This is a genomic window from Microbacterium paraoxydans (genome assembly GCF_019056515.1).
Taxonomy (GTDB): domain Bacteria; phylum Actinomycetota; class Actinomycetes; order Actinomycetales; family Microbacteriaceae; genus Microbacterium.
The window spans coordinates 2,230,064-2,248,500 of record NZ_CP064873.1 but is presented as its reverse complement, the minus strand read 5'-3'; the positions used below and the strand labels follow the sequence as shown (position 1 = coordinate 2,248,500).

18 protein-coding genes and 1 riboswitch are annotated in these 18,437 nt (G+C 71.2%); of the genes, 17 read left to right on the top strand and 1 reads right to left on the bottom strand.

Annotation, left to right across the window (positions count from 1 at the left end):
* Nucleotides 1-3: 3 nt before the first annotated feature.
* Nucleotides 4-402, bottom strand: a complete 399-nt coding sequence (locus tag IZR02_RS10825) for a DUF1844 domain-containing protein (RefSeq protein ID WP_025105282.1) — start codon at nt 400-402, stop codon at nt 4-6.
* Nucleotides 403-659: 257 nt separating this feature from the next.
* On the opposite strand from IZR02_RS10825, the gene infC reads away from it, so the two are divergent.
* From infC to IZR02_RS10740, 17 genes are all read left to right on the top strand, one after another.
* The gene (gene infC, locus IZR02_RS10820) at nt 660-1,274 is read left to right on the top strand and encodes a translation initiation factor IF-3 (RefSeq protein WP_102209100.1); all 615 of its coding nucleotides are present in this window, start codon (nt 660-662) and stop codon (nt 1,272-1,274) included.
* A gap of 72 nt (nt 1,275-1,346) precedes the next feature.
* Nucleotides 1,347-1,541 (top strand): 50S ribosomal protein L35, encoded by a 195-nt coding sequence (gene rpmI, locus IZR02_RS10815; RefSeq protein WP_025105280.1) that lies wholly within the window; start codon nt 1,347-1,349, stop codon nt 1,539-1,541.
* 32 nt (nt 1,542-1,573) lie between these two features.
* Nucleotides 1,574-1,960, top strand: coding sequence for a 50S ribosomal protein L20 (gene rplT / locus IZR02_RS10810; protein WP_025105279.1), 387 nt, complete (start codon nt 1,574-1,576; stop codon nt 1,958-1,960).
* 88 nt (nt 1,961-2,048) lie between these two features.
* Nucleotides 2,049-2,861 (top strand): TrmH family RNA methyltransferase, encoded by an 813-nt coding sequence (locus tag IZR02_RS10805; RefSeq protein WP_025105278.1) that lies wholly within the window; start codon nt 2,049-2,051, stop codon nt 2,859-2,861.
* A 24-nt stretch (nt 2,862-2,885) separates the two neighbouring features.
* Nucleotides 2,886-3,557 carry a response regulator transcription factor gene (locus IZR02_RS10800; RefSeq protein ID WP_025105277.1) on the top strand — a complete coding sequence of 224 codons (672 nt, stop codon included), beginning with the start codon at nt 2,886-2,888 and terminating at the stop codon, nt 3,555-3,557.
* A gap of 3 nt (nt 3,558-3,560) precedes the next feature.
* Nucleotides 3,561-4,934 carry an ATP-binding protein gene (locus IZR02_RS10795; RefSeq protein ID WP_025105276.1) on the top strand — a complete coding sequence of 458 codons (1,374 nt, stop codon included), beginning with the start codon at nt 3,561-3,563 and terminating at the stop codon, nt 4,932-4,934.
* Nucleotides 4,931-5,893: a TAXI family TRAP transporter solute-binding subunit gene (locus IZR02_RS10790; protein ID WP_025105275.1), complete on the top strand. Its 963-nt coding sequence runs from the start codon at nt 4,931-4,933 to the stop codon at nt 5,891-5,893. Before IZR02_RS10795 ends, IZR02_RS10790 begins: the two co-directional genes overlap by 4 nt.
* A gap of 262 nt (nt 5,894-6,155) precedes the next feature.
* Entirely contained in the window at nt 6,156-6,902 is a 747-nt protein-coding gene (locus tag IZR02_RS10785) for an amino acid ABC transporter ATP-binding protein (RefSeq protein WP_025105274.1), read from the top strand.
* Nucleotides 6,903-6,948: 46 nt separating this feature from the next.
* Nucleotides 6,949-7,863: a glutamate ABC transporter substrate-binding protein gene (locus IZR02_RS10780; protein ID WP_025105273.1), complete on the top strand. Its 915-nt coding sequence runs from the start codon at nt 6,949-6,951 to the stop codon at nt 7,861-7,863.
* Nucleotides 7,864-7,948: 85 nt separating this feature from the next.
* The gene (locus tag IZR02_RS10775; RefSeq protein WP_025105272.1) at nt 7,949-8,596 is read left to right on the top strand and encodes an amino acid ABC transporter permease; all 648 of its coding nucleotides are present in this window, start codon (nt 7,949-7,951) and stop codon (nt 8,594-8,596) included.
* Entirely contained in the window at nt 8,593-9,519 is a 927-nt protein-coding gene (locus tag IZR02_RS10770; RefSeq protein ID WP_025105271.1) for an amino acid ABC transporter permease, read from the top strand. The genes IZR02_RS10775 and IZR02_RS10770 overlap by 4 nt, the downstream gene beginning before the upstream one ends.
* A 49-nt stretch (nt 9,520-9,568) precedes the next feature.
* On the top strand, nt 9,569-10,609 hold the full coding sequence (pheS, locus tag IZR02_RS10765) for a phenylalanine--tRNA ligase subunit alpha (RefSeq protein ID WP_217316416.1): 1,041 nt from the start codon (nt 9,569-9,571) through the stop codon (nt 10,607-10,609).
* Nucleotides 10,609-13,128, top strand: coding sequence for a phenylalanine--tRNA ligase subunit beta (gene pheT, locus IZR02_RS10760; protein ID WP_126893644.1), 2,520 nt, complete (start codon nt 10,609-10,611; stop codon nt 13,126-13,128). Before pheS ends, pheT begins: the two co-directional genes overlap by 1 nt.
* A gap of 59 nt (nt 13,129-13,187) precedes the next feature.
* On the top strand, nt 13,188-13,907 hold the full coding sequence (locus tag IZR02_RS10755) for a DUF402 domain-containing protein (RefSeq protein WP_062764620.1): 720 nt from the start codon (nt 13,188-13,190) through the stop codon (nt 13,905-13,907).
* Nucleotides 13,908-14,166: 259 nt separating this feature from the next.
* A complete protein-coding gene (locus tag IZR02_RS10750) occupies nt 14,167-15,138 on the top strand; it encodes an NAD-dependent epimerase/dehydratase family protein (RefSeq protein WP_025105267.1) in 972 nt (323 codons plus the stop codon).
* 7 nt (nt 15,139-15,145) lie between these two features.
* A riboswitch (TPP riboswitch) is annotated at nt 15,146-15,239 on the top strand.
* On the top strand, nt 15,230-16,078 hold the full coding sequence (gene thiM, locus IZR02_RS10745; RefSeq protein WP_025105266.1) for a hydroxyethylthiazole kinase: 849 nt from the start codon (nt 15,230-15,232) through the stop codon (nt 16,076-16,078). (Overlaps the previous riboswitch by 10 nt.)
* Entirely contained in the window at nt 16,075-18,222 is a 2,148-nt protein-coding gene (locus tag IZR02_RS10740) for a bifunctional hydroxymethylpyrimidine kinase/phosphomethylpyrimidine kinase (protein WP_025105265.1), read from the top strand. The genes thiM and IZR02_RS10740 overlap by 4 nt, the downstream gene beginning before the upstream one ends.
* The last annotated feature ends 215 nt before the right edge of the window (nt 18,223-18,437 follow it).

Genomic DNA, 18,437 nt, shown 5'->3' with positions numbered 1-18,437 from the left:
GGATCAGGTGACGGGGCCGGTCCACTTCTCGCCCGGCCCCTTGCCGATCGGGTCGGGGATCGTCGAGGCCTCGCGGAAGGCGAGCTGCAGCGACCGGAGGCCGTCCCGCAGCGACCGGGCGTGCATGTCGCTGATCTCCGGGGCGCCGGCGGTGATGAGCCCCGCGAGGGCATTGATGAGCTTGCGCGCCTCGTCCAGGTCGAGCTGGGCCGCGGCGTCCGGGTCGTCCGCGAGGCCGAGCTTCACGGCTGCCGCGCTCATGAGGTGCACGGCGGCGGTGGTGATCACCTCGACGGCCGGGACGTCGGCGATGTCACGGACGGCCGAGGAGGCTGCCTCTTCCTGCCGAGCCCATCGCTCCTCGCGCTCGCGGGCCGCCTCGTCCGATGCCTGGTTCGTCACTTCGCCTTGCTTTCTGTTAGACTTTGGCGGGCTCCGGAGCGTCGTGCTCCGGAACGAAAGAGGATTCACTTCCCACCCGCGCTTGCCGTTCCAGGCTACCGGGTCTTGCACTCCGCCGGCTCCGCTCGTCACGAGAGGACCGGTAGACAGGGTGCGGAGCCGGCGTCTGAGAGCCGGCGGGTGGGGGACGACTCCGATTTCGCCCGGGATGCAGACAGCATCGCGGTGGCCGAATCACATCGTCTAAGGAGCTCCGCATCAGCGATCCCCGTACCAATGAGCGCATCCGCGTCCCCGAGGTCCGCCTCGTCGGCCCCGCGGGTGAGCAGATCGGCGTTGTCCGCATCGAGGCAGCGCTGCGTCTCGCCCAGGAAGCCGATCTCGACCTCGTCGAGGTCGCCCCGAACTCGAAGCCGCCCGTCGTCAAGATCATGGACTACGGCAAGTTCAAGTACGAGGCCGCGCAGAAGGAAAAGGAAGCGCGTCGCAACCAGGCGAACACGATCCTCAAGGAAGTCCGCTTCCGTCTGAAGATCGAGGCGCACGACTACACGACGAAGCTCAAGCGCGCCGAGGGCTTCCTCAAGGCCGGCGACAAGGTCAAGGCCATGATCCTCTTCCGCGGTCGCGAGCAGTCGCGCCCGGAGCAGGGTGTCCGTCTGCTGCGCAAGTTCGCCGAGGACGTCGCCGAGTTCGGCACGGTCGAGTCGAACCCGACCATCGACGGCCGCAACATGGTGATGGTCGTCGCGCCGCACAAGAGCAAGTCCGAGGCGAAGCAGGAGCAGAACGCCGTGCGCGCCGCGAACAAGCAGGCCGCGCGCGACGCGAAGAACGACGCGGACGCGTCCGCGGACGCCAAGGCGGAGTAGGTCCGCCCCCAGAACTCCCGCACCGCGGGTTGACACCGTCGCCTGAGAAGGCGCCATACGAAGGAAGAGAAGATGCCGAAGCAGAAGACCCACTCGGGTGCTAAGAAGCGCTTCAAGATCACCGGCAGCGGCAAGCTGAAGAAGCAGCAGGCCGGGATGCGCCACAACCTCGAGCACAAGTCGAGCCGTCGCACCCGTCGTCTGAACCAGGACCAGGTGCTCGCGAAGGCGGACTTCAAGGTCGCGAAGAAGCTTCTCGGTCGCTGACGCGCCCGATCGCAGGATAGGAACACAGGAAAATGGCAAGAGTCAAGCGGGCGGTCAACGCCCACAAGAAGCGTCGGGTCATCCTCGAGCGCGCCTCCGGCTACCGCGGTCAGCGTTCGCGCCTCTACCGGAAGGCCAAGGAGCAGGTCATCCACTCCCTGGTCTACTCGTACCGGGACCGCCGCAAGCGCAAGGGCGACTTCCGTCGTCTGTGGATCCAGCGCATCAACGCTGCGGCCCGCCAGAACGGCATGACGTACAACCGCTTCATCCAGGGGCTGGGCCTCGCGGGTGTCACGGTCGACCGTCGCATGCTCGCCGACCTCGCGGTGAACGACGCCGCGACGTTCGCGACGCTGGTCGAGACGGCGAAGAAGGCTCTGCCTTCCGACGTCAACGCGCCCAAGTCGGCGGCGTAAGCATCTCGCTTCCGAACGGGCGTCTTCCTCCGGGAAGGCGCCCGTTCCGCGTATCCGGACGGTGTCGGGCTGACCGTAGACTGAGTTCGTGCTGGAGAACCCCCGTTCCCCCCGAGTCCGTGCCGTCGCCAAGCTCACCAAGCGCAGCGCCCGCACCGAGACCGGTCTTTTCCTGCTGGAAGGTCCGCAGTCCGTCCGCGAGGCGCTGACGTACCGCCCGGATGCGATCGTCGAGCTCTTCGCGACCCCGCACGGCTGGGAGAAGCACGCGGACATCCGCGCGAAGGCGGCGGACGCCGACGTCGAGGTCGAGTACGTGAGCGAGGACGTGCTCAACGCGATGGCCGACACGGTGACGCCCCAGGGACTCGTCGCGGTGGTCCGCCAGACGCCGACCTCGGTCCGCGAGATCTTCGACGGCACGCCGCGCCTCATCGCGATCTGCGAGGAGGTGCGCGACCCCGGCAACCTGGGCACGATCATCCGCGCGGCCGACGCGGCGGGCGCCGACGCGGTGGTGCTGACCGGCCGCACCGTCGACCCGTACAACCCCAAGGTGGTGCGCGCGACGACCGGCTCGCTCTTCCACCTCCCGGTCTCGGTGGGCGGCGAGCTCGACGAGGTCGTCCGGCGTGCGCACGAGGCGGGCATGCAGATCCTCGCGGCGGACGTGAAGGGGGACGACCTCCTCGCCGCACGCGCCGACGGCGTCCTCGGCGAGCCGACCGCGTGGCTGTTCGGCAACGAGGCGCGCGGGCTCGAGGACGAGGCTCTGACCAGGGCCGACCGGGTGCTCCGGCTGCCGATCTTCGGGCGTGCGGAGTCGCTGAACCTGGCCACCGCGGCGAGCGTGTGCCTGTACGAGAGCGCGTTCGCCCAACGCGCGGCTCCGGCCGGCTGAGCGGGTGAGGCGGGGCGCGGGGAGATGAGGATTCTGATCGTCGAGGACGACGAGCGGGTGGCGGGGGCCTTGCAGGCCTTCCTCGCGCGCTCAGGCTATGCCACCGTGCACGCGGCCGATGGGAACGCGGCGCTGGAACACCTCGATGCCGACACCGAGGTCGTGCTGCTCGATCTCGGGCTGCCGGATGTCGACGGCATCGACCTCTGCCGCCGCATCCGCGGGCGCTCCGACGTGCCGATCGTCATCGTCACCGCGCGCAACCAGGTCGCCGAGCGCATCAAGGGACTGCGCGCCGGCGCCGACGACTTCGTGGTGAAGCCCTACGACGTGCACGAGCTCCTGGCGCGGATCGAGGCGGTCACCCGGCGATCGCGGCCGCTGCGGACGGAGCCGGACACCCGCGTGCTGCTGCATGGCGGCGCGGTGCAGATCGACCTCGTCGCGCGGGAGGTGCAGGTCGGCGGGGTGCCGCTGGCGCTCACCCGCAAGGAGTTCGACATCGTGGGCGTGCTCGCGCGGTATCCGGGTGTCGCGGTGCCGAAGGAGCGCCTCATCCGCGAGGTCTGGAACACCGACTGGCGCGGCTTCGGCCACTCGCTGGAAGTGCATGTGGCGGCCATCCGGAAGAAGAGCGGCGACCGCGCGTTCATCGAGACCGTGCGCGGCGTCGGCTACCGGCTCGCGGGGTCCTGACACGTGCGCCGCCGCCTGACCGTCGTCTTCCTCGTGCCGCTGATCGTGGTGCTCGTCGCTCTCGGCGGCGTGACGGGGTGGAGCGCGGCTCGCAGCGTCCAGCAGTCGTTCTACGCCGAGCAGCTCGGCGACCTGGGGTACTTCGCGACGAGCGCCCGACAGGCGCTGCGCTCCGGGAGCCCGGCGGTGATGGACGCGGAGGTCCGCCGCTTCCAGGAGGTCTACGGGATCGAGGTGACCGTGTTCGATCTCACCGGCAGCCCGTGGGCGGCGGGGGACCACGGAGACACGGTCCTGTCGGAGGGGGATGCGCAGCGGGTGCGGCTGGCGCTCTCCGGACGCCGCGCCGAGCAGCCGACCTCTTCCGCCTGGATCGTGTCCGATGCGGCGCTCGTGGAGCCGGTGTTCGACGACGGCGACGTGATCGGCGCCGTGCTCGTGACCGGAGGCACCCAGACGCCGCAGACCGTCATCCTCCGGCAGACGCTCGTGCTCGGCCTCATCGTCGTGCTGCTGTGCGCGCTCGGCATCCTCCTGGTCGCCGGGCTGGCCCGTTGGGTGCTCTCCCCGGTGCGCCGTCTCGACGAGACGATGGCGGCGATCGAGCGGGGGGAGATGGACGCGCGGGTGGCCGAGGGCACCGGGCCGCCCGAGCTGCGGCGCATGACGCGGGTGTTCAACGGCATGGCCGACGAGATCGAGCGCGTCATGACCCGCCAGCAGGAGTTCGCGCTGAACGCCTCGCACGAGCTGCGGAATCCGCTCAACGCGCTGCTGCTGCGCGTCGAGCACCTCGCGACGGGTCTGGGACGCGAGTGGGACCACGACGTGGAGGAGACCAGGGAGGAGGGCCGGCGGATGACCCGCATCCTGGAGACCCTCCTCGGGCTCGCCCGCGGCGGTCGCACCGACTCCACCATGTCGGCGGTCGATCTCGCCGCCGTGGCCGGACGCCGGGTCGAGGCCTGGCAGGAGGTGGCGGCGCAGCGGGCCATCGTGCTGCGTCGGACGGGGGAGTCGTCGGTCATGACGATCACCGACCGCACCATCGTGGAGAGCGCGCTCGACGCCGCGATCGACAACGCGGTGAAGTACTCGCCGGAGGGCTCGTCCATCGAGGTCGGCGCGCAGCGCGCGGGTGACGAATGCCGTCTTACCGTGCGCGACCACGGCCCCGGACTGTCGCCGGAGGATGCGTCGGCGGCGGCCGATCGCTTCTGGCGGAGCGCGGACAGCGGCGACATGCCGGGGACCGGGCTCGGGCTGGCGATCGCGACCGACCTCCTCGCGACGGTCGGGGGCGAGCTGCGGGTGCAGGGGGCCGACGGCGGCGGGCTCCTCGTGGCCCTCGTCCTCCCGGCGGAGGCGGCGGCATGAGCGCGTGGGGGCGGCGTGTCGTCGCCGGCATGCTCGCGCTCGTCACCGCAGTCGGGTTGAGCGCGTGCAGCCCGCGCTCCGCGGACTGGACGGAGACCGTCGCCGTGCTCGCCGCGGGCAGCCCCACCGGTGTCTACCACGACTACGGCAGCCACCTCGCGGCCGAGCTGTCGCGTGAGCTCGACGTCGACCTCACGGCGGAGGTGACGGCGGGATCGGTGGACAACCTGTTGCGCGTGAGCGCGGGGGACGCCCTCCTCGGCTTCGCGCAGGGTGATGCGGCGGCGGATGCGGTGGCGGGGACGGGCGCCTTCACCGAGGCCTTGGACGTGCAGGCGATCGCCCGTCTCTACGACGAGTACCTGCAGATCGTCGTGCGCGACGACTCGGCCCTGGACGACCTGGCCGACCTCTCCGGGCGGAGGATCTCCCTCGGAGCCGAGAACTCGGGGGTGAACGTCATCGCCACCCGGGTGCTCCACGCTGCCGGCGTCGCCGCCGACGCGATCGACGATCCGCAGCTCGACCTCGGCGGGTCCATCGCCGCCATGGAGCGCGGCGAGATCGACGGCTTCTTCTGGGTGGGCGGGCTGCCGACGCCCGGAATCGCGGACCTCGCGGAGACCGTGGATGTGCGCCTGCTCCCGGTCGAGCAGGACTGGGTGAACGCGGTCAACGAGCGGTACTCCCACGCGTATCGGCCCGCCGACGTGCCTGCGGGCACCTACGGACTCGACGTCTCCGTCACGACGATGGCGGTGCCGAACTACCTCGTCACCGCCGGCAGCACCCCGCCCGGCGTCGTCCACGATCTCGTCGCGGGCCTGTTCGCGGCGCGTACCGCGCTCGCGGCCGATGTGCCGGCGGCGGCGCTGCTGGACCGCCGGTCGGCGATCTTCACCGGACCGGTGCCCTTGCACCCCGGCGCGGAGCAGTACTACCGCGATCTGCGCCGGTGACCGGCGCCCCCTCAAGAAATCCTCAAGATCCCTGACAGCCGTGCGCCGGCTCTGCCAGGGTGAGGTCGATCGCACACGATCGGACACCTGCTGCCTGCTGTCGCTGGGAGCGTGGCAGCAGGGCGATCCCGCGGCCCGAGGGGGCGGGCCGTGGGGTGCCCCTGCGAGGATGCATTGGCGCCGCGATCAGGTGATTACGAACGTGTAAACCTCACCGTGGTGCCTGGAACCGCGCGCATCGCGTGGCTAGTTTGGAGAAATGATGACCTCTGAAACCCCGCTCGTCGTCGTCGAGAACGTCCAGAAGCACTACGGCGAGTTCCAGGCGCTCAGCGACATCGACCTCACCGTCAACGCGGGGGAGGTCGTCGTCGTGATCGGCCCCTCCGGCTCTGGCAAGTCGACGCTCTGCCGCACGATCAACCGTCTGGAGACCATCACCAGCGGCTCGATCCGCATCGACGGCAAGGAACTGCCCGCGGAGGGCAAGGCGCTCGCGCACCTGCGCGCCGACGTCGGCATGGTCTTCCAGTCCTTCAACCTCTTCGCGCACCTCACGATCCTCGAGAACGTGACGCTCGGCCCGATCAAGGTCCGCGGCCTGAAGAAGTCCGACGCCGAGGCGGAAGCCATGATGCTCCTCAAGCGCGTCGGCGTCGCGCAGCAGGCGAACAAGCTCCCCGCGCAGCTCTCCGGCGGCCAGCAGCAGCGCGTCGCGATCGCACGGGCCCTCGCCATGCAGCCGAAGGTCATGCTCTTCGACGAGCCGACAAGCGCGCTCGACCCGGAGATGATCAACGAGGTCCTCGACGTCATGGTCGAGCTCGCCCAGGAGGGCATGACCATGATCGTCGTCACCCACGAGATGGGCTTCGCCCGCAAGGCGGCCGATCGCGTCGTCTTCATGGCGGACGGCCGGATCGTCGAGGAGGCCAAGCCCGAGGAGTTCTTCACGAACCCGAAGAGCGACCGCGCCAAGGACTTCCTCTCGAAGCTCCTCACGCACTGACTTCCCAGACCCAGCACCCACAGCACAGCACACGAAGGAGACGCACATGCGACGCACACGGACACTGGCCGGATTCGGGATCGCCACGGTGGCGCTGCTCGCGCTCACGGCCTGCAACAGCGGCACGCCGTCGAGCACCGGCACGTCGGGAAGCGACGAGGGCGACACCTCGAGCAGCACGCCCTGGACCGTCGAGGAGGACGTCACGATCGAGGGGAGCCCCACGTTCGACCGCATCTCCTCGTCGGGCACCGTCAAGGTGGGCGTCAAGGAGGACCAGCCCGGTCTCGGCTACCTCGACCCCGTGACCGGGGAGCGGACCGGCTTCGACGTCGACATCGCCCGCTGGATGGCGGCGTCCCTCGGAGTCGACCCCGAGAAGATCGAGTTCCAGGCGATCGCCTCCGCGAACCGCGAGCAGGCCATCGTCAACGGTGACATCGACTACTACGTCGGCACCTACTCCATCACGGACAAGCGCAAGGAGCAGATCGCCTTCGCCGGTCCCTACTTCGTCACCGGCCAGGGCCTCCTCGTCGCCGCCGACAGCGACATCGCGAGCGTCGACGACCTGGACTCCTCGACGACGGTCTGCTCGGCGACGGGTTCGACGCCGATCCAGAACATCAAGGAGAACTACCCCGAGGTGAAGACGAAGGAGTACGACACGTACTCCAAGTGCGTCGAGGACCTCAAGAACGGTCAGGTCGACGCGGTCACCACCGACGAGGCCATCCTCATCGGCTACGCGGCGCAGGACCCCGACAACCTCAAGGTCGTCGGCGAGCCGTTCAGCGAGGAGCGCTACGGCATCGGTGTGGCGAAGGGCGACGACGCGCTCGTCGAGTACTTCAACACGCAGCTCACCGACGGTGGCGACATCTGGCAGCAGATCTTCGACAACAACCTCGGCGCCTCCGGTGTGAAGGCCGAGCAGCCCGAGGTCGACCCGGTCGGTTGATCTCTCCGGGGGCGGTCGGTCCGACCGGCCGCCCCCGTCCTCCTCGGCGTCGATCTGACGCGGAAACGAACCGAAAGGCACAGCAGTGGGAGTGATCTCGGACCACCTCGACCTCTGGGGTGAAGCGCTGTGGGGAACCATCGCGCTGTTCCTCGGCGGTGGCCTCATCGCCGTGGTGCTCGGACTCATCGTCGGAGCGGCCCGCGTGTCCCCGGTCCCGATCGCGCGCGGCGTGGGCGCCGTGTACGTGAACTGGATCCGGAACACCCCGCTCACGCTGGTGATGTTCTTCTTCGCGTTCTGCCTTCCGATCCTGCTGGGGGAGCGGGTCAACTCCCTGCTGCTGGCCACGATCGCCCTCGGCATCTACACCGCCACGTACGTCGCGGAGGCGATCCGCGCCGGCATCAACACGGTGCCGGTCGGACAGGCGGAGGCGGCACGCGCCATCGGCCTCAACTTCGGCCAGGTCATGCGCTTCGTCGTGCTGCCCCAGGCCACGCGGTCCGTGGTCCCGCCGCTCATGAGCGTGCTGATCGCCCTCATGAAGAACACCACGGTGGCCGCCGGCTTCTCGGTGGTCAACCTCGGCACGATCCGGGCGGCGCTCAGCGAGCGGGGCGAGAACGCCCTTGTCGTGCTGCTCTGGGTGATGGTCATCTTCGTCGTGCTCGTGCTGCTCCTGAGCTGGGTGCAGCGCGTGCTCGAGAACAAGTGGAGGGTCGCGCGATGAGTTCCGTCCTGTTCGACGTCCCGGGCCCCCGCGCGGTCGCCCGCAACCGGATCATCGGTGCCGTCACGATCCTCGTCGTCCTCGCCGTGCTCGGCTGGGTGGTCTGGCGCCTGTACGCCACCGGCCAGTTCTCCGCGGAGAAGTGGAACATCTTCACCTACTCGGCGGTCTGGGTGCGTTTCGGGGAGGGCCTGCTCAGCACGCTCTCCGCCTTCGCCGTCGCCGGTGTCGGCTCGCTGGTCCTCGGCTTCGTCCTCGGCATCGGCCGCCTCTCCGAGCACGCCTGGGTGCGCGAACCGGTGCGGTGGATCATCGAGATCATGCGGGCGATCCCCGTCCTGATCCTCATGATGCTGCTGTACTACGGCCTTCCGGTGATCGGCATCCGGATGCCCCCGTACTACGCGGTGGTCATCGCGCTCATCGTCTACAACGGCTCCGTGCTCGCGGAGGTGCTCCGTGCCGGGATCGAGTCGCTGCCGCGCGGACAGAAGGAGGCCGGCTACGCGATCGGCCTGCGCAAGACCGGGGTCATGTACTTCATCCTCATCCCGCAGGCCGTCCGGGCGATGATGCCCGTGATCATCGCGCAGCTCGTGGTGGCCCTGAAGGACACCGCGCTCGGCTTCATCATCACGTACCAGGAGCTGCTGTACGTCATCAACCAGATCGGCAACCAGGCGCCCTACGGGTCGCCGCTGATCCCCGCCGCGATCGTCGGCGGCTCGATGTACGTCGCGGTCTGTCTGGTGCTGTCCTACATCGCCTACCGCCTGCAGCGTCGGGCGAAGCGCTCGGCCAAGGCCGGACCGGACGAGGCGGACCCTCGCCAGCACGACGGCGAGACGAACACGTCGCTCATCGTGGCGCAGCGCGGGCTGGGCAAGTTCGACGCCAACAGCTCCGGCGCTTCCGGCCTCTGAGCCGCTACCGGCGCGGGGCGCCCGTCCCGCGCCGGTAGACTCGACTCCCGTGTCAGAGTCTCCGGAAATCACCCCCGAAGCGGTCGAAGCCGCTGTCGCCGACGCCCTCGCGGCGATCGACGCGGCCGCCGACACCGCCGCGCTGAAAGCCGCCCGTGCGGCGCACGTCGCGGAGGGATCGCCGCTCGCGGTCCTGAACGCCTCGATGCGCCAGGTCGCCCCCGAGAACAAGGCCGCGTTCGGCAAGCTCGTCGGCCAGGGCCGCGGTCGTGTGAACCAGGCGCTCGCGGCGAAGGAGGCCGAGCTGGCCGCCGCCGAGGTCGCCGCGCGCCTGGAGGCCGAGCGCGTCGACATCACCGCCGTCCCGTCGCGGACGCGTGTGGGCGCCCGGCACCCGCTCGCTCTCCTGCAGGACCACGTCGAGGACATCTTCGTCGGCATGGGGTGGGAGATCGCGGAGGGGCCGGAGCTCGAGCACGAGTGGTTCAACTTCGACGCGCTGAACTTCGACGTCGACCACCCCGCCCGCCAGGAGCAGGACACCTTCTACGTCGACCCGACCTCGCGCCACCTCGTCATGCGCACGCACACGAGCCCGGTGCAGGTGCGGTCGATGCTGAACCGCGAGGTCCCCATCTACGTGCTGTGCCCGGGCCGCGTGTACCGCACCGACGAGTTCGACGCCACGCACCTCCCGGTCTTCACGCAGTTCGAGGGGCTGGTCGTCGACAAGGGCATCACGATGGCGCACCTCAAGGGCACGCTCGACCACTTCGCGAAGCAGCTCTTCGGTCCGGAGGCCAAGACCCGCTTCCGCACGAACTACTTCCCCTTCACCGAGCCCTCCGCCGAGCTCGACCTGTGGCACCCGACCTTCAAGGGCGGCGCGCGCTGGATCGAGTGGGGCGGCTGCGGCATGGTCAACCCGAACGTGCTGCGCGCGGCCGGGATCGACCCGGAGGTGTACAGCGGCTTCGCGTTCGGCATGGGCATCGAGCGGGGCCTGATGTTCCGCAGCGATGTGCAGGACATGCGCGACATGGCCGAGGGCGATATCCGTTTCAGCGAGCAGTACGGGATGGTGGTGTGATGCGCGTCCCGCTTTCGTGGCTGCGTGAGTACGTCGACCTGGCAGCGGATGCCACGCCCGAGGACGTCCTCGCGGCGCTGGTGACCGTCGGCTTCGAAGAGGAGGACGTGCACCGCTTCGACATCACGGGTCCCGTGGTGGTCGGCCAGGTCGTCTCGCTCGAACCGGAGCCCCAGTCGAACGGCAAGACCATCAACTGGTGCCAGGTCGACGTCGGTCCCGAGCACGGCGGTGTCCGCGGGATCGTCTGCGGCGCGCACAACTTCGTCGTCGGGGACAAGGTCGTCGTGACCCTGCCCGGCGCCGTCCTTCCCGGTCCGTTCCCCATCGCCGCCCGCAAGACCTACGGTCACGTCTCCGACGGCATGATCGCCTCCGCGCGCGAGCTGGGTCTCGGCGACGAGCACAACGGCATCGTCGTGCTGAGCGACCTCGGCATCGATGCGCCCGTGGGCACGGACGCGATCGCGCTGCTGGGCCTCGACGACGTCGCGGTGGAGATCAACGTCACGCCGGACCGCGGCTACGCGTTCTCGGTGCGCGGCGTCGCCCGTGAGTACTCCCACGCCACGGGGGCGGCCTTCCGCGACCCCGCCGAGCGCGACTTCGCCGAGCTGCAGCCCGGTTCCGGACACACGGCCGTGGTCGACGACCAGGCGCCGGTGCGCGGCAAGGTCGGCGCGAGCGAGTTCGTCACCCGGGTCGTGCGCGACGTCGATCCGTCGCGACCCACCCCGCCGTGGATGATCGCGCGCCTGAGCCTCGCGGGCATGCGGTCGCTGGGTGTGCTCATCGACATCACGAACTACGTCATGCTCGAGCTCGGGCAGCCGCTGCACGGCTACGACCTCGACAAGCTCACGGGCGGCATCACCGTCCGTCGCGCGACGCCGGGGGAGAAGATGACCACGCTCGACGGCGTGGAGCGGAAGCTGCACGTCGAAGACCTCCTCATCACCGACGACTCCGGTCCCATCGGCCTCGCCGGTGTCATGGGCGGCGGCACCACCGAGATGAGCGACACCACGCGGAACGTGCTCATCGAGGCGGCGACCTTCGACGCGACGACCATCGCCCGCACGGCCCGCCGTCACAAGCTCCCGAGCGAGGCGTCCAAGCGCTTCGAGCGGGGCGTCGACCCGCTGATCCCCTTCGTCGCGGCCCGGCGTGCAGCCGACCTCATGGTCGAGCTCGCCGGCGGCACGCTCACGGAGGAGGGCGGAGCGCTCTTCGCCGAGGTCTTCGTCGCCGAGATCGAGCTCCCGCGCGGCTTCGTACAGGGGCTGATCGGCGTCGACTACACCGACGACGAGATCACCGGGGCGCTCACGACGATCGGGGCGGAGGTCAGCCCTTCGACAGGCTCAGGGACCCAGGGCGGGTGGACGGTCATCCCGCCGACCTGGCGCCCGGACCTCACCGACAAGTGGTCGCTCGCCGAGGAGGTCGCCCGCATCCACGGACTCGACCGCATCCCCGCGGTGCTGCCGACGCCGCCGTCCGGTCGCGGTCTCACGGCCCACCAGCAGGGGCGTCGCCGCGTGGCGAACGCTCTCGCAGCCGCCGGGTTCGTGGAGACTCCGGCGTTCCCGTTCACGACCGAGGCGCAGAACGATCTGCACGGCTCCGCGTCCGGTGAGCACCTGCCCAGCATCCGCCTCGCGAACCCGCTCGACGGGCAGGTGCCGTTCCTGCGGCGCTCGCTCATCCCGGGTCTGCTGCAGACCGCGCACCGCAACATCTCGCGCGGGCTCACGGATCTCGCGCTGTTCGAGACCGGGGCCGTGTTCGTCCCGGAGCCCGGCGTGGAGTACGGCACCGCCGAGGTCCCGCCGCTGGGTGTCCGGCCGTCGGATGAGGTGCTCGCCGAGCTCGACGCCTCCATCCCCCCGCAGGAGCGCCACGTCGCGGTGCTGCTGACCGGCAATGTGTCGCCGCGTCAGCCGGGGCGTGCCGCCGAGGCCGCCGGGCTCGTCGAGGCGCTCGACGCGGTCCGCGTGATCGGGGCCGCCGCGGGCATCGAGATCGACGTCGTGCAGACGCAGCGCGCCGCGCTCCATCCCGGACGCACCGGTGCGCTGGTCGCCGCCGGCGAGGAGGTCGGCTACGTCGGCGAGCTGCATCCGGCCGTCGCCGAGGAGGCCGATCTGCCCGGTCGCGCCACCGTGCTGGAGCTCGACCTCGACCGGCTGCTCACGCTCGCCGGAGGACGCATCGTGGCGGCGTCGCTGTCCACGTTCCCGGCCGCGACGCAGGACGTCTCGCTCACGCTCCCGGCCGAGGTGCCGGCAGGCGAGGTCCGCGCGGCTCTCGCCGAGGGCGCTGGCGCGCTGCTGGAGTCCGTCCGGCTCGTGGACGACTACCGCGGCGAGGGTGTGCCCGAGGGATCGAAGTCGCTGACGTTCGCCCTGCGCTTCCGCGCCGACGACCGCACGCTGACCGCCGCGGAGGCCTCCGAGGCGAAGATGGCGGGCGTCGCCGTGGCCGCGGAGCGCTTCGGCGCCGCCCTCCGCGACTGATCGGGAGAGCGCACGGCCCCTTTCCGGGGAGCCGTGCGCTCTCGCGATAGCGTGGCCGGATGACGAGCCTCCTCCTGCAGCCCACGCCACCCTCGGTCCCCGCCGGAGCGCGATCGCTCGGGGAGGGACCGTTCCTCTCGCCGGGTGCGCAGCTCGACTGGCACTACCGCAAGCCGGGGTGGACCACGGGGGAGGCGGCGACCGTCACCCCCATGCGCGTCGTCCGTGACGATGAGCGCGGTCTCGTCGCGTGGCTCGCCGCCGGGACGCAGCAGGAAGGTCAGGGCACGCGGGACGGGGAGCGCATCCGGGCCGTCCCGCTCGATCGGCGGTGGCGGGAGCCCCGGCGCCGGATCGTCGAGGAGTGGTGGGGCAACGGCATCCTGCGCATCGCGCCCGCGGGAGTGCCGTGGTCGGTCTGGCTGTTCTGGAGCTCGGTCACCGGGACGACGTGGGACTTCGCCGGCTGGTACGTCAACCTCGAGAACGCGCACCTGCGCACCGACAGTGCCACCTACACCTCCGATCACGTCCTCGACGTCGAGATCGCACTGGACGGGCGCGTGGCGATGAAGGACGAGGACGAGCTGGTCGCCGCCGTCGACCAGGGACGGCTGACCGCCGCGCAGGCCGCGCAGATCGAGCGGCACGCGGTCGCGGCCATCGCGTCGTTCCATGCCGGCGACTGGCCGTTCGATCGGGAGTGGATCGACTGGCGACCGGACCCGTCGTGGACGATCCCGGTGTTGGACGGCCTCGACCAGATCGTCATCCCCTGACCGCTTCGGGGCCGGCCTCCGCGACGGCGCCGAGCCCGCGCGGCATCAGGCGTTCGCGCGGCATCAGGCGACAGCAGCGCCCATGGCCTGTGCTCGCGTGAGGGCCTGAGCTCGCGTGGTGGGCGGTGTTCGCGTGAGGGCCTGTGTCCGCGTGATGGCCTGTGCTCGCGCGGTGGGCGGTGTTCGCGGGGTGGGATGTGTCGCTCCGCTCTGAGCGGAGGCCCTTCCCCCGAGTCGTCGATCCTGATGACATGGGCACATGACGGATGTGCTGATCCTGGGGGGAACCGGATGGCTGTCGGGGCGCATCGCCGCGCACGCGTTGGGGGCGGGGGCGTCGGTGACCTGCCTGGCCCGCGGCGGGCGGCCGGCGCCACCGGGAGCGACCCTCGTGCTCGCCGACCGCGACGACGAGGACGCCTATGACGTCGTCTCGCGCACCGACTGGGACCACGTCGTCGACGTCTCCTCCCGCGTCGAACATGTCTCCGGGGCGGTCCGCGCACTCGGCGACCGTGCCGCCCGGTGGACGTACATCTCGTCGATGTCGGTGTACCGCGACGACGAGACGGTCGGGACGGACGAGTCGGCCCCGCGCCACCCGGCGGCGCAGGCCGGTGAGGACGACGACTACGCGCGGCAGAAGGTCGCGGCGGAGGACGCCGTGCAGGAGAGCCTCGGCGACCGCGCGCTCCTCGTCCGTCCCGGCCTCATCGTCGGCGACGGCGACCCGAGCGATCGCTTCGGCTACTGGGCCGCGGCGTTCCTCCGGGCCCTGGACGAGCCGGTGCTGCTCCCGCCGCTCGACGGGCGCACGGCGGAGGTCATCGACGTCGAGGACGTCGCCGCCTTCGTCATGTCCGCCACTGTCACCGGCGCCGTCAACGCGATCGGCGACGTGCGCGACCTGGAGGACGTGCTGCGTACGGTGCGCGCTTCCACCGGGCACACCGGTCCGGTCATCGTCGGCACGGAGGAGCGTCTCGTCGCGGAGGGTGTCGCATACTGGGCGGGGCCGCGCTCGCTCCCGCTGTGGCTGCCGCCCGAGATGAGCGGATTCATGACCCGCTCGAACGCGCGGTACCGGCGCAGCGGAGGTAGGATCCGGCCCCTCGAAGAGACGCTGGAACGCGTCGTGGCGGACGAGCGCGAACGGGGCGTGGACCGGGAGCGCCGCGCCGGACTCACGCGGACGGAGGAGCGGGCGCTGCTCGACGCCTTCGCTCGCTAGACTGCGAGGCAGTGACACGGGGTGCCGCATCCGCGGCTGAGATCACACCCGTCGAACCTGATCTAGTTCGTACTAGCGAAGGGATGTCGCAATGAGCGATCCTGTGCGTCCGGAATCCGTCCTCGACCTCGCCGTCACGGCGGGAAGGCTGCGGGAGGAGGTCCGGGCTGCGCCGCCGTTGACGCACTGCCTCACGAACGCCGTCGTGACGGGGTTCACCGCCAACGTGCTGCTCGCGCTCGGTGCGGCGCCGGCGATGGTCGACATCGTCGGCGAGGCCGGACCGTTCGCGGGTGCCGCCTCGGGGCTCCTCGTCAACCTCGGGACGCCGACCGCGGAGCAGCGGGAGGCGAGTCGGGAAGCCGTGGCCGGAGCGCTCGCCGCCGCCACGCCCTGGGTGCTCGATCCCGTCGCGATCGGCGCGCTCCCGGTGCGGACGGCGCTGGCCCACGAGCTGGCCGCGCGGCGCCCGACCGCCATCCGCGGCAACGCGTCGGAGATCCTCGCGCTCGCCGGGCACAGCAGCGGCGGCCGCGGCGTCGATGCGACGGACGGCACCGAGGCGGCGGCCTCGTCTGCGCGCGAGCTCGCCGACCGGTACGGCTCCGTGGTCGCCGTCTCCGGCCCGGTCGACCTCCTCACCGACGGGGAACGGGTGATCCGCATCGCCAACGGGCACGAGCTGCTCACGCGGGTGACGGGCGGCGGCTGCGCGCTGGGGGCCGTGATGGCGGCCTTCCTCGGGGCGTCCCGCGGTACCGGGACCGATGCGCTGACGGCGGTGGCCGCGGCGACCCTCGTCTACACGGTCGCGGCCGAGCAGGCGGCGGAGACCTCCCGCGGACCGGGCAGCTTCGCCGTCGGACTGCTCGATGCGCTGTCCGCCGTGACCGCGGCGGATCTCCGGGACCGCGCCCGCGTCGAGGAGGAGACCCGATGACCGTCGACCTGTCCCTCTACCTCGTCACCGATCGGTTGCTGTGTGGCGCACGCGGGGTGGTCGCGACCGTCCGCGAAGCGGTGGCCGGCGGTGTCCGCATCGTGCAGCTGCGCGACAAGGAGACGACGGACGAGGAGACCGTCGTGCAGCTCCTCGCTCTGTCCGCGGCCATCGACGGTCGCGCGCTGCTCGTCGTGAACGATCGCCTCGATGCGGCCGTCGAGGCCCGTCGTCGCGGCGCCAGGGTGGACGGGGTGCACCTCGGTCAGGCGGACGCCTCGGTGCTCCGCGCGCGCGAGCTCCTCGGCCCGGAGGCCCTGATCGGGCTGACCGCGAACACCTCCGCGCACCTCGAGGAGGTCGCCGCGCTGCCGCCCGGCACGGTCGACTACCTCGGGGTCGGCGTGATCCGCCCCACGCGCACCAAGCCCGACCACCCGGCCCCGCTCGGCATCGACGGCTTCGCCGCGTTCGCCGCGCGCAGTGCGCTGCCGTGCGTCGCGATCGGCGGGGTGGAGCTCGATGACACGGCGGCGCTGCGCGCGGCCGGCGCGGCCGGGATCGCGGTGGTGTCGGCGCTGTGCGCGGCGGGCGACCCCCGGACAGCCGCCGCGGCCTTCCGTCGGCGCTGGATGGGGCGGGCGGTGCCGCACGTGCTCAGCATCGCCGGCAGTGATCCGTCCGGGGGCGCGGGCATCCAGGCCGACCTCAAGGCGATCGCCGCGAACGGGGGCTACGGCATGGCGGCCCTGACAGCCCTGACCGCCCAGAACACGCAGGGCGTCCGCGCCGTGCACGTTCCTCCCGCGGACTTCCTCCGGGCGCAGCTCGACGCCGTCGGTGACGACATCCGCATCGACGCCGTGAAGATCGGCATGCTCGCGGACGTGGAGGTGATCCGGACGGTCGCCGCGTGGCTCCGGGACACACAGCCCCCGATCGTCGTGCTCGACCCCGTCATGATCGCGACCTCGGGGGATCGGCTGCTCCACCCCGATGCGGAGCGCGAGCTGCGGAGCCTGCTGTCCCTGGCGACGGTGGTCACCCCGAACCTCGCCGAGCTCGCGGTGCTCGTCGGTCACGAGGTGGCGGACTGGGCGGACGCGCTCGCCGCGGCGCGAGAGCTGTCGGCCGCTATGGGGACCGCGGTGCTGGTGAAGGGCGGGCATCTGCCCGGGGACGAGGCACCGGACGCCCTGATCGACACGGCAGCCGGTACGCACGCGGAATTCCCGGGGGCGCGCATCCGCACGGAGAACACCCATGGCACCGGCTGCTCGCTGTCCGCGGCTCTGGCCACACGACTGGCGCGGGGCGACGATCCCGCGACCGCGGTGCGCGCCGCGCGCGCCTGGTTACGGGAGTCCCTCCGTGCGGCGGACGACCTGGAGATCGGGCGAGGACACGGCCCGATCCATCCCTTCTCGGGACTCTGGGCGCGCGGCGGGGTCGAGACCCGGCCGACACCGGAGGAGGTGGCCGCGGCCTGGTGGGACGAGACCGCCGCGATCCGCGCCGACATCGACGCGCTGCCCTTCGTGCGCGCGCTCGCCGAGGGGACTCTCGACCGCGACGCCTTCGTCTTCTACCTCGCGCAGGATGCCCTCTACCTCCGCGAGTACGCCCGGGTGCTCGGGGAGGCGTCACGTCTCGCTCCGACCCCCGACGAGCAGGCGTTCTGGGCCGAGGCCGCGCACGGCGCGATCCGCGGCGAGCTGGAGCTGCACGCGTCGTGGCTGACGCCGGAGACCGGGGTGAGCGGCGCGACCTTCGCCGCCGAGCCCGCCCCGGCCACGGTCGCCTACCTCGACCACCTGCGCGCCGTCGCCTTCGGCGGGGACTACGCCACGGTGATCGCGGCGGTGCTGCCGTGCTTCTGGCTCTACACCGACCTGGGGGAGCGGCTCCATGCCGGAGCGTTCGGCGCGGCGCCCCGCGACCCCCGGCATCCCTACGCATCGTGGCTGGCGACCTACGCGGATCCGGCATTCGCGGAGGCCACCCGGCAGGCCGTCGCGCATGTCGCCGCCGCGGCCGCGAGGGCCGACGACACCGGCCGAGAGCGGATGCGGCGAGCCTTCCTCGCATCGAGCGCGCACGAACGGGCCTTCTTCGCCGCACCGGTCGCGCGCGCTGTCGTGTGACGCCCCGGATTTGCGGTGCCGAACACGGCCGCGCTATCGTCGCCGCATGCCTTCGGTCGCCACCGCTCCTTCGACGCTCGTCCCGAGCGTCATCGCCGTGCGCCGACGTCGCGGCCGCCGATTCTAGGCGACCCCGCCCTTCTGCCTGCGTCCGCGCGGCGGTCGAGTGCCGGTGTCGCCGCCTCCGGCCCCGCCCCCGGTCCCGAGATCGTCGA

What these genes read in the sequence shown, in the direction of transcription:
- IZR02_RS10780 (WP_025105273.1), top strand. Translation starts at nt 6,949, where the DNA reads ATGCGACGCACACGGACACTGGCCGGATTCGGGATCGCCACGGTGGCG.
- IZR02_RS10740 (WP_025105265.1), top strand. Translation starts at nt 16,075, where the DNA reads ATGACCGTCGACCTGTCCCTCTACCTCGTCACCGATCGGTTGCTGTGT.
- IZR02_RS10790 (WP_025105275.1), top strand. Translation starts at nt 4,931, where the DNA reads ATGAGCGCGTGGGGGCGGCGTGTCGTCGCCGGCATGCTCGCGCTCGTC.
- rplT (WP_025105279.1), top strand. Translation starts at nt 1,574, where the DNA reads ATGGCAAGAGTCAAGCGGGCGGTCAACGCCCACAAGAAGCGTCGGGTC.
- pheT (WP_126893644.1), top strand. Translation starts at nt 10,609, where the DNA reads ATGCGCGTCCCGCTTTCGTGGCTGCGTGAGTACGTCGACCTGGCAGCG.
- thiM (WP_025105266.1), top strand. Translation starts at nt 15,230, where the DNA reads ATGAGCGATCCTGTGCGTCCGGAATCCGTCCTCGACCTCGCCGTCACG.
- IZR02_RS10770 (WP_025105271.1), top strand. Translation starts at nt 8,593, where the DNA reads ATGAGTTCCGTCCTGTTCGACGTCCCGGGCCCCCGCGCGGTCGCCCGC.
- IZR02_RS10750 (WP_025105267.1), top strand. Translation starts at nt 14,167, where the DNA reads ATGACGGATGTGCTGATCCTGGGGGGAACCGGATGGCTGTCGGGGCGC.
- IZR02_RS10755 (WP_062764620.1), top strand. Translation starts at nt 13,188, where the DNA reads ATGACGAGCCTCCTCCTGCAGCCCACGCCACCCTCGGTCCCCGCCGGA.
- rpmI (WP_025105280.1), top strand. Translation starts at nt 1,347, where the DNA reads ATGCCGAAGCAGAAGACCCACTCGGGTGCTAAGAAGCGCTTCAAGATC.
- IZR02_RS10800 (WP_025105277.1), top strand. Translation starts at nt 2,886, where the DNA reads ATGAGGATTCTGATCGTCGAGGACGACGAGCGGGTGGCGGGGGCCTTG.
- IZR02_RS10785 (WP_025105274.1), top strand. Translation starts at nt 6,156, where the DNA reads ATGACCTCTGAAACCCCGCTCGTCGTCGTCGAGAACGTCCAGAAGCAC.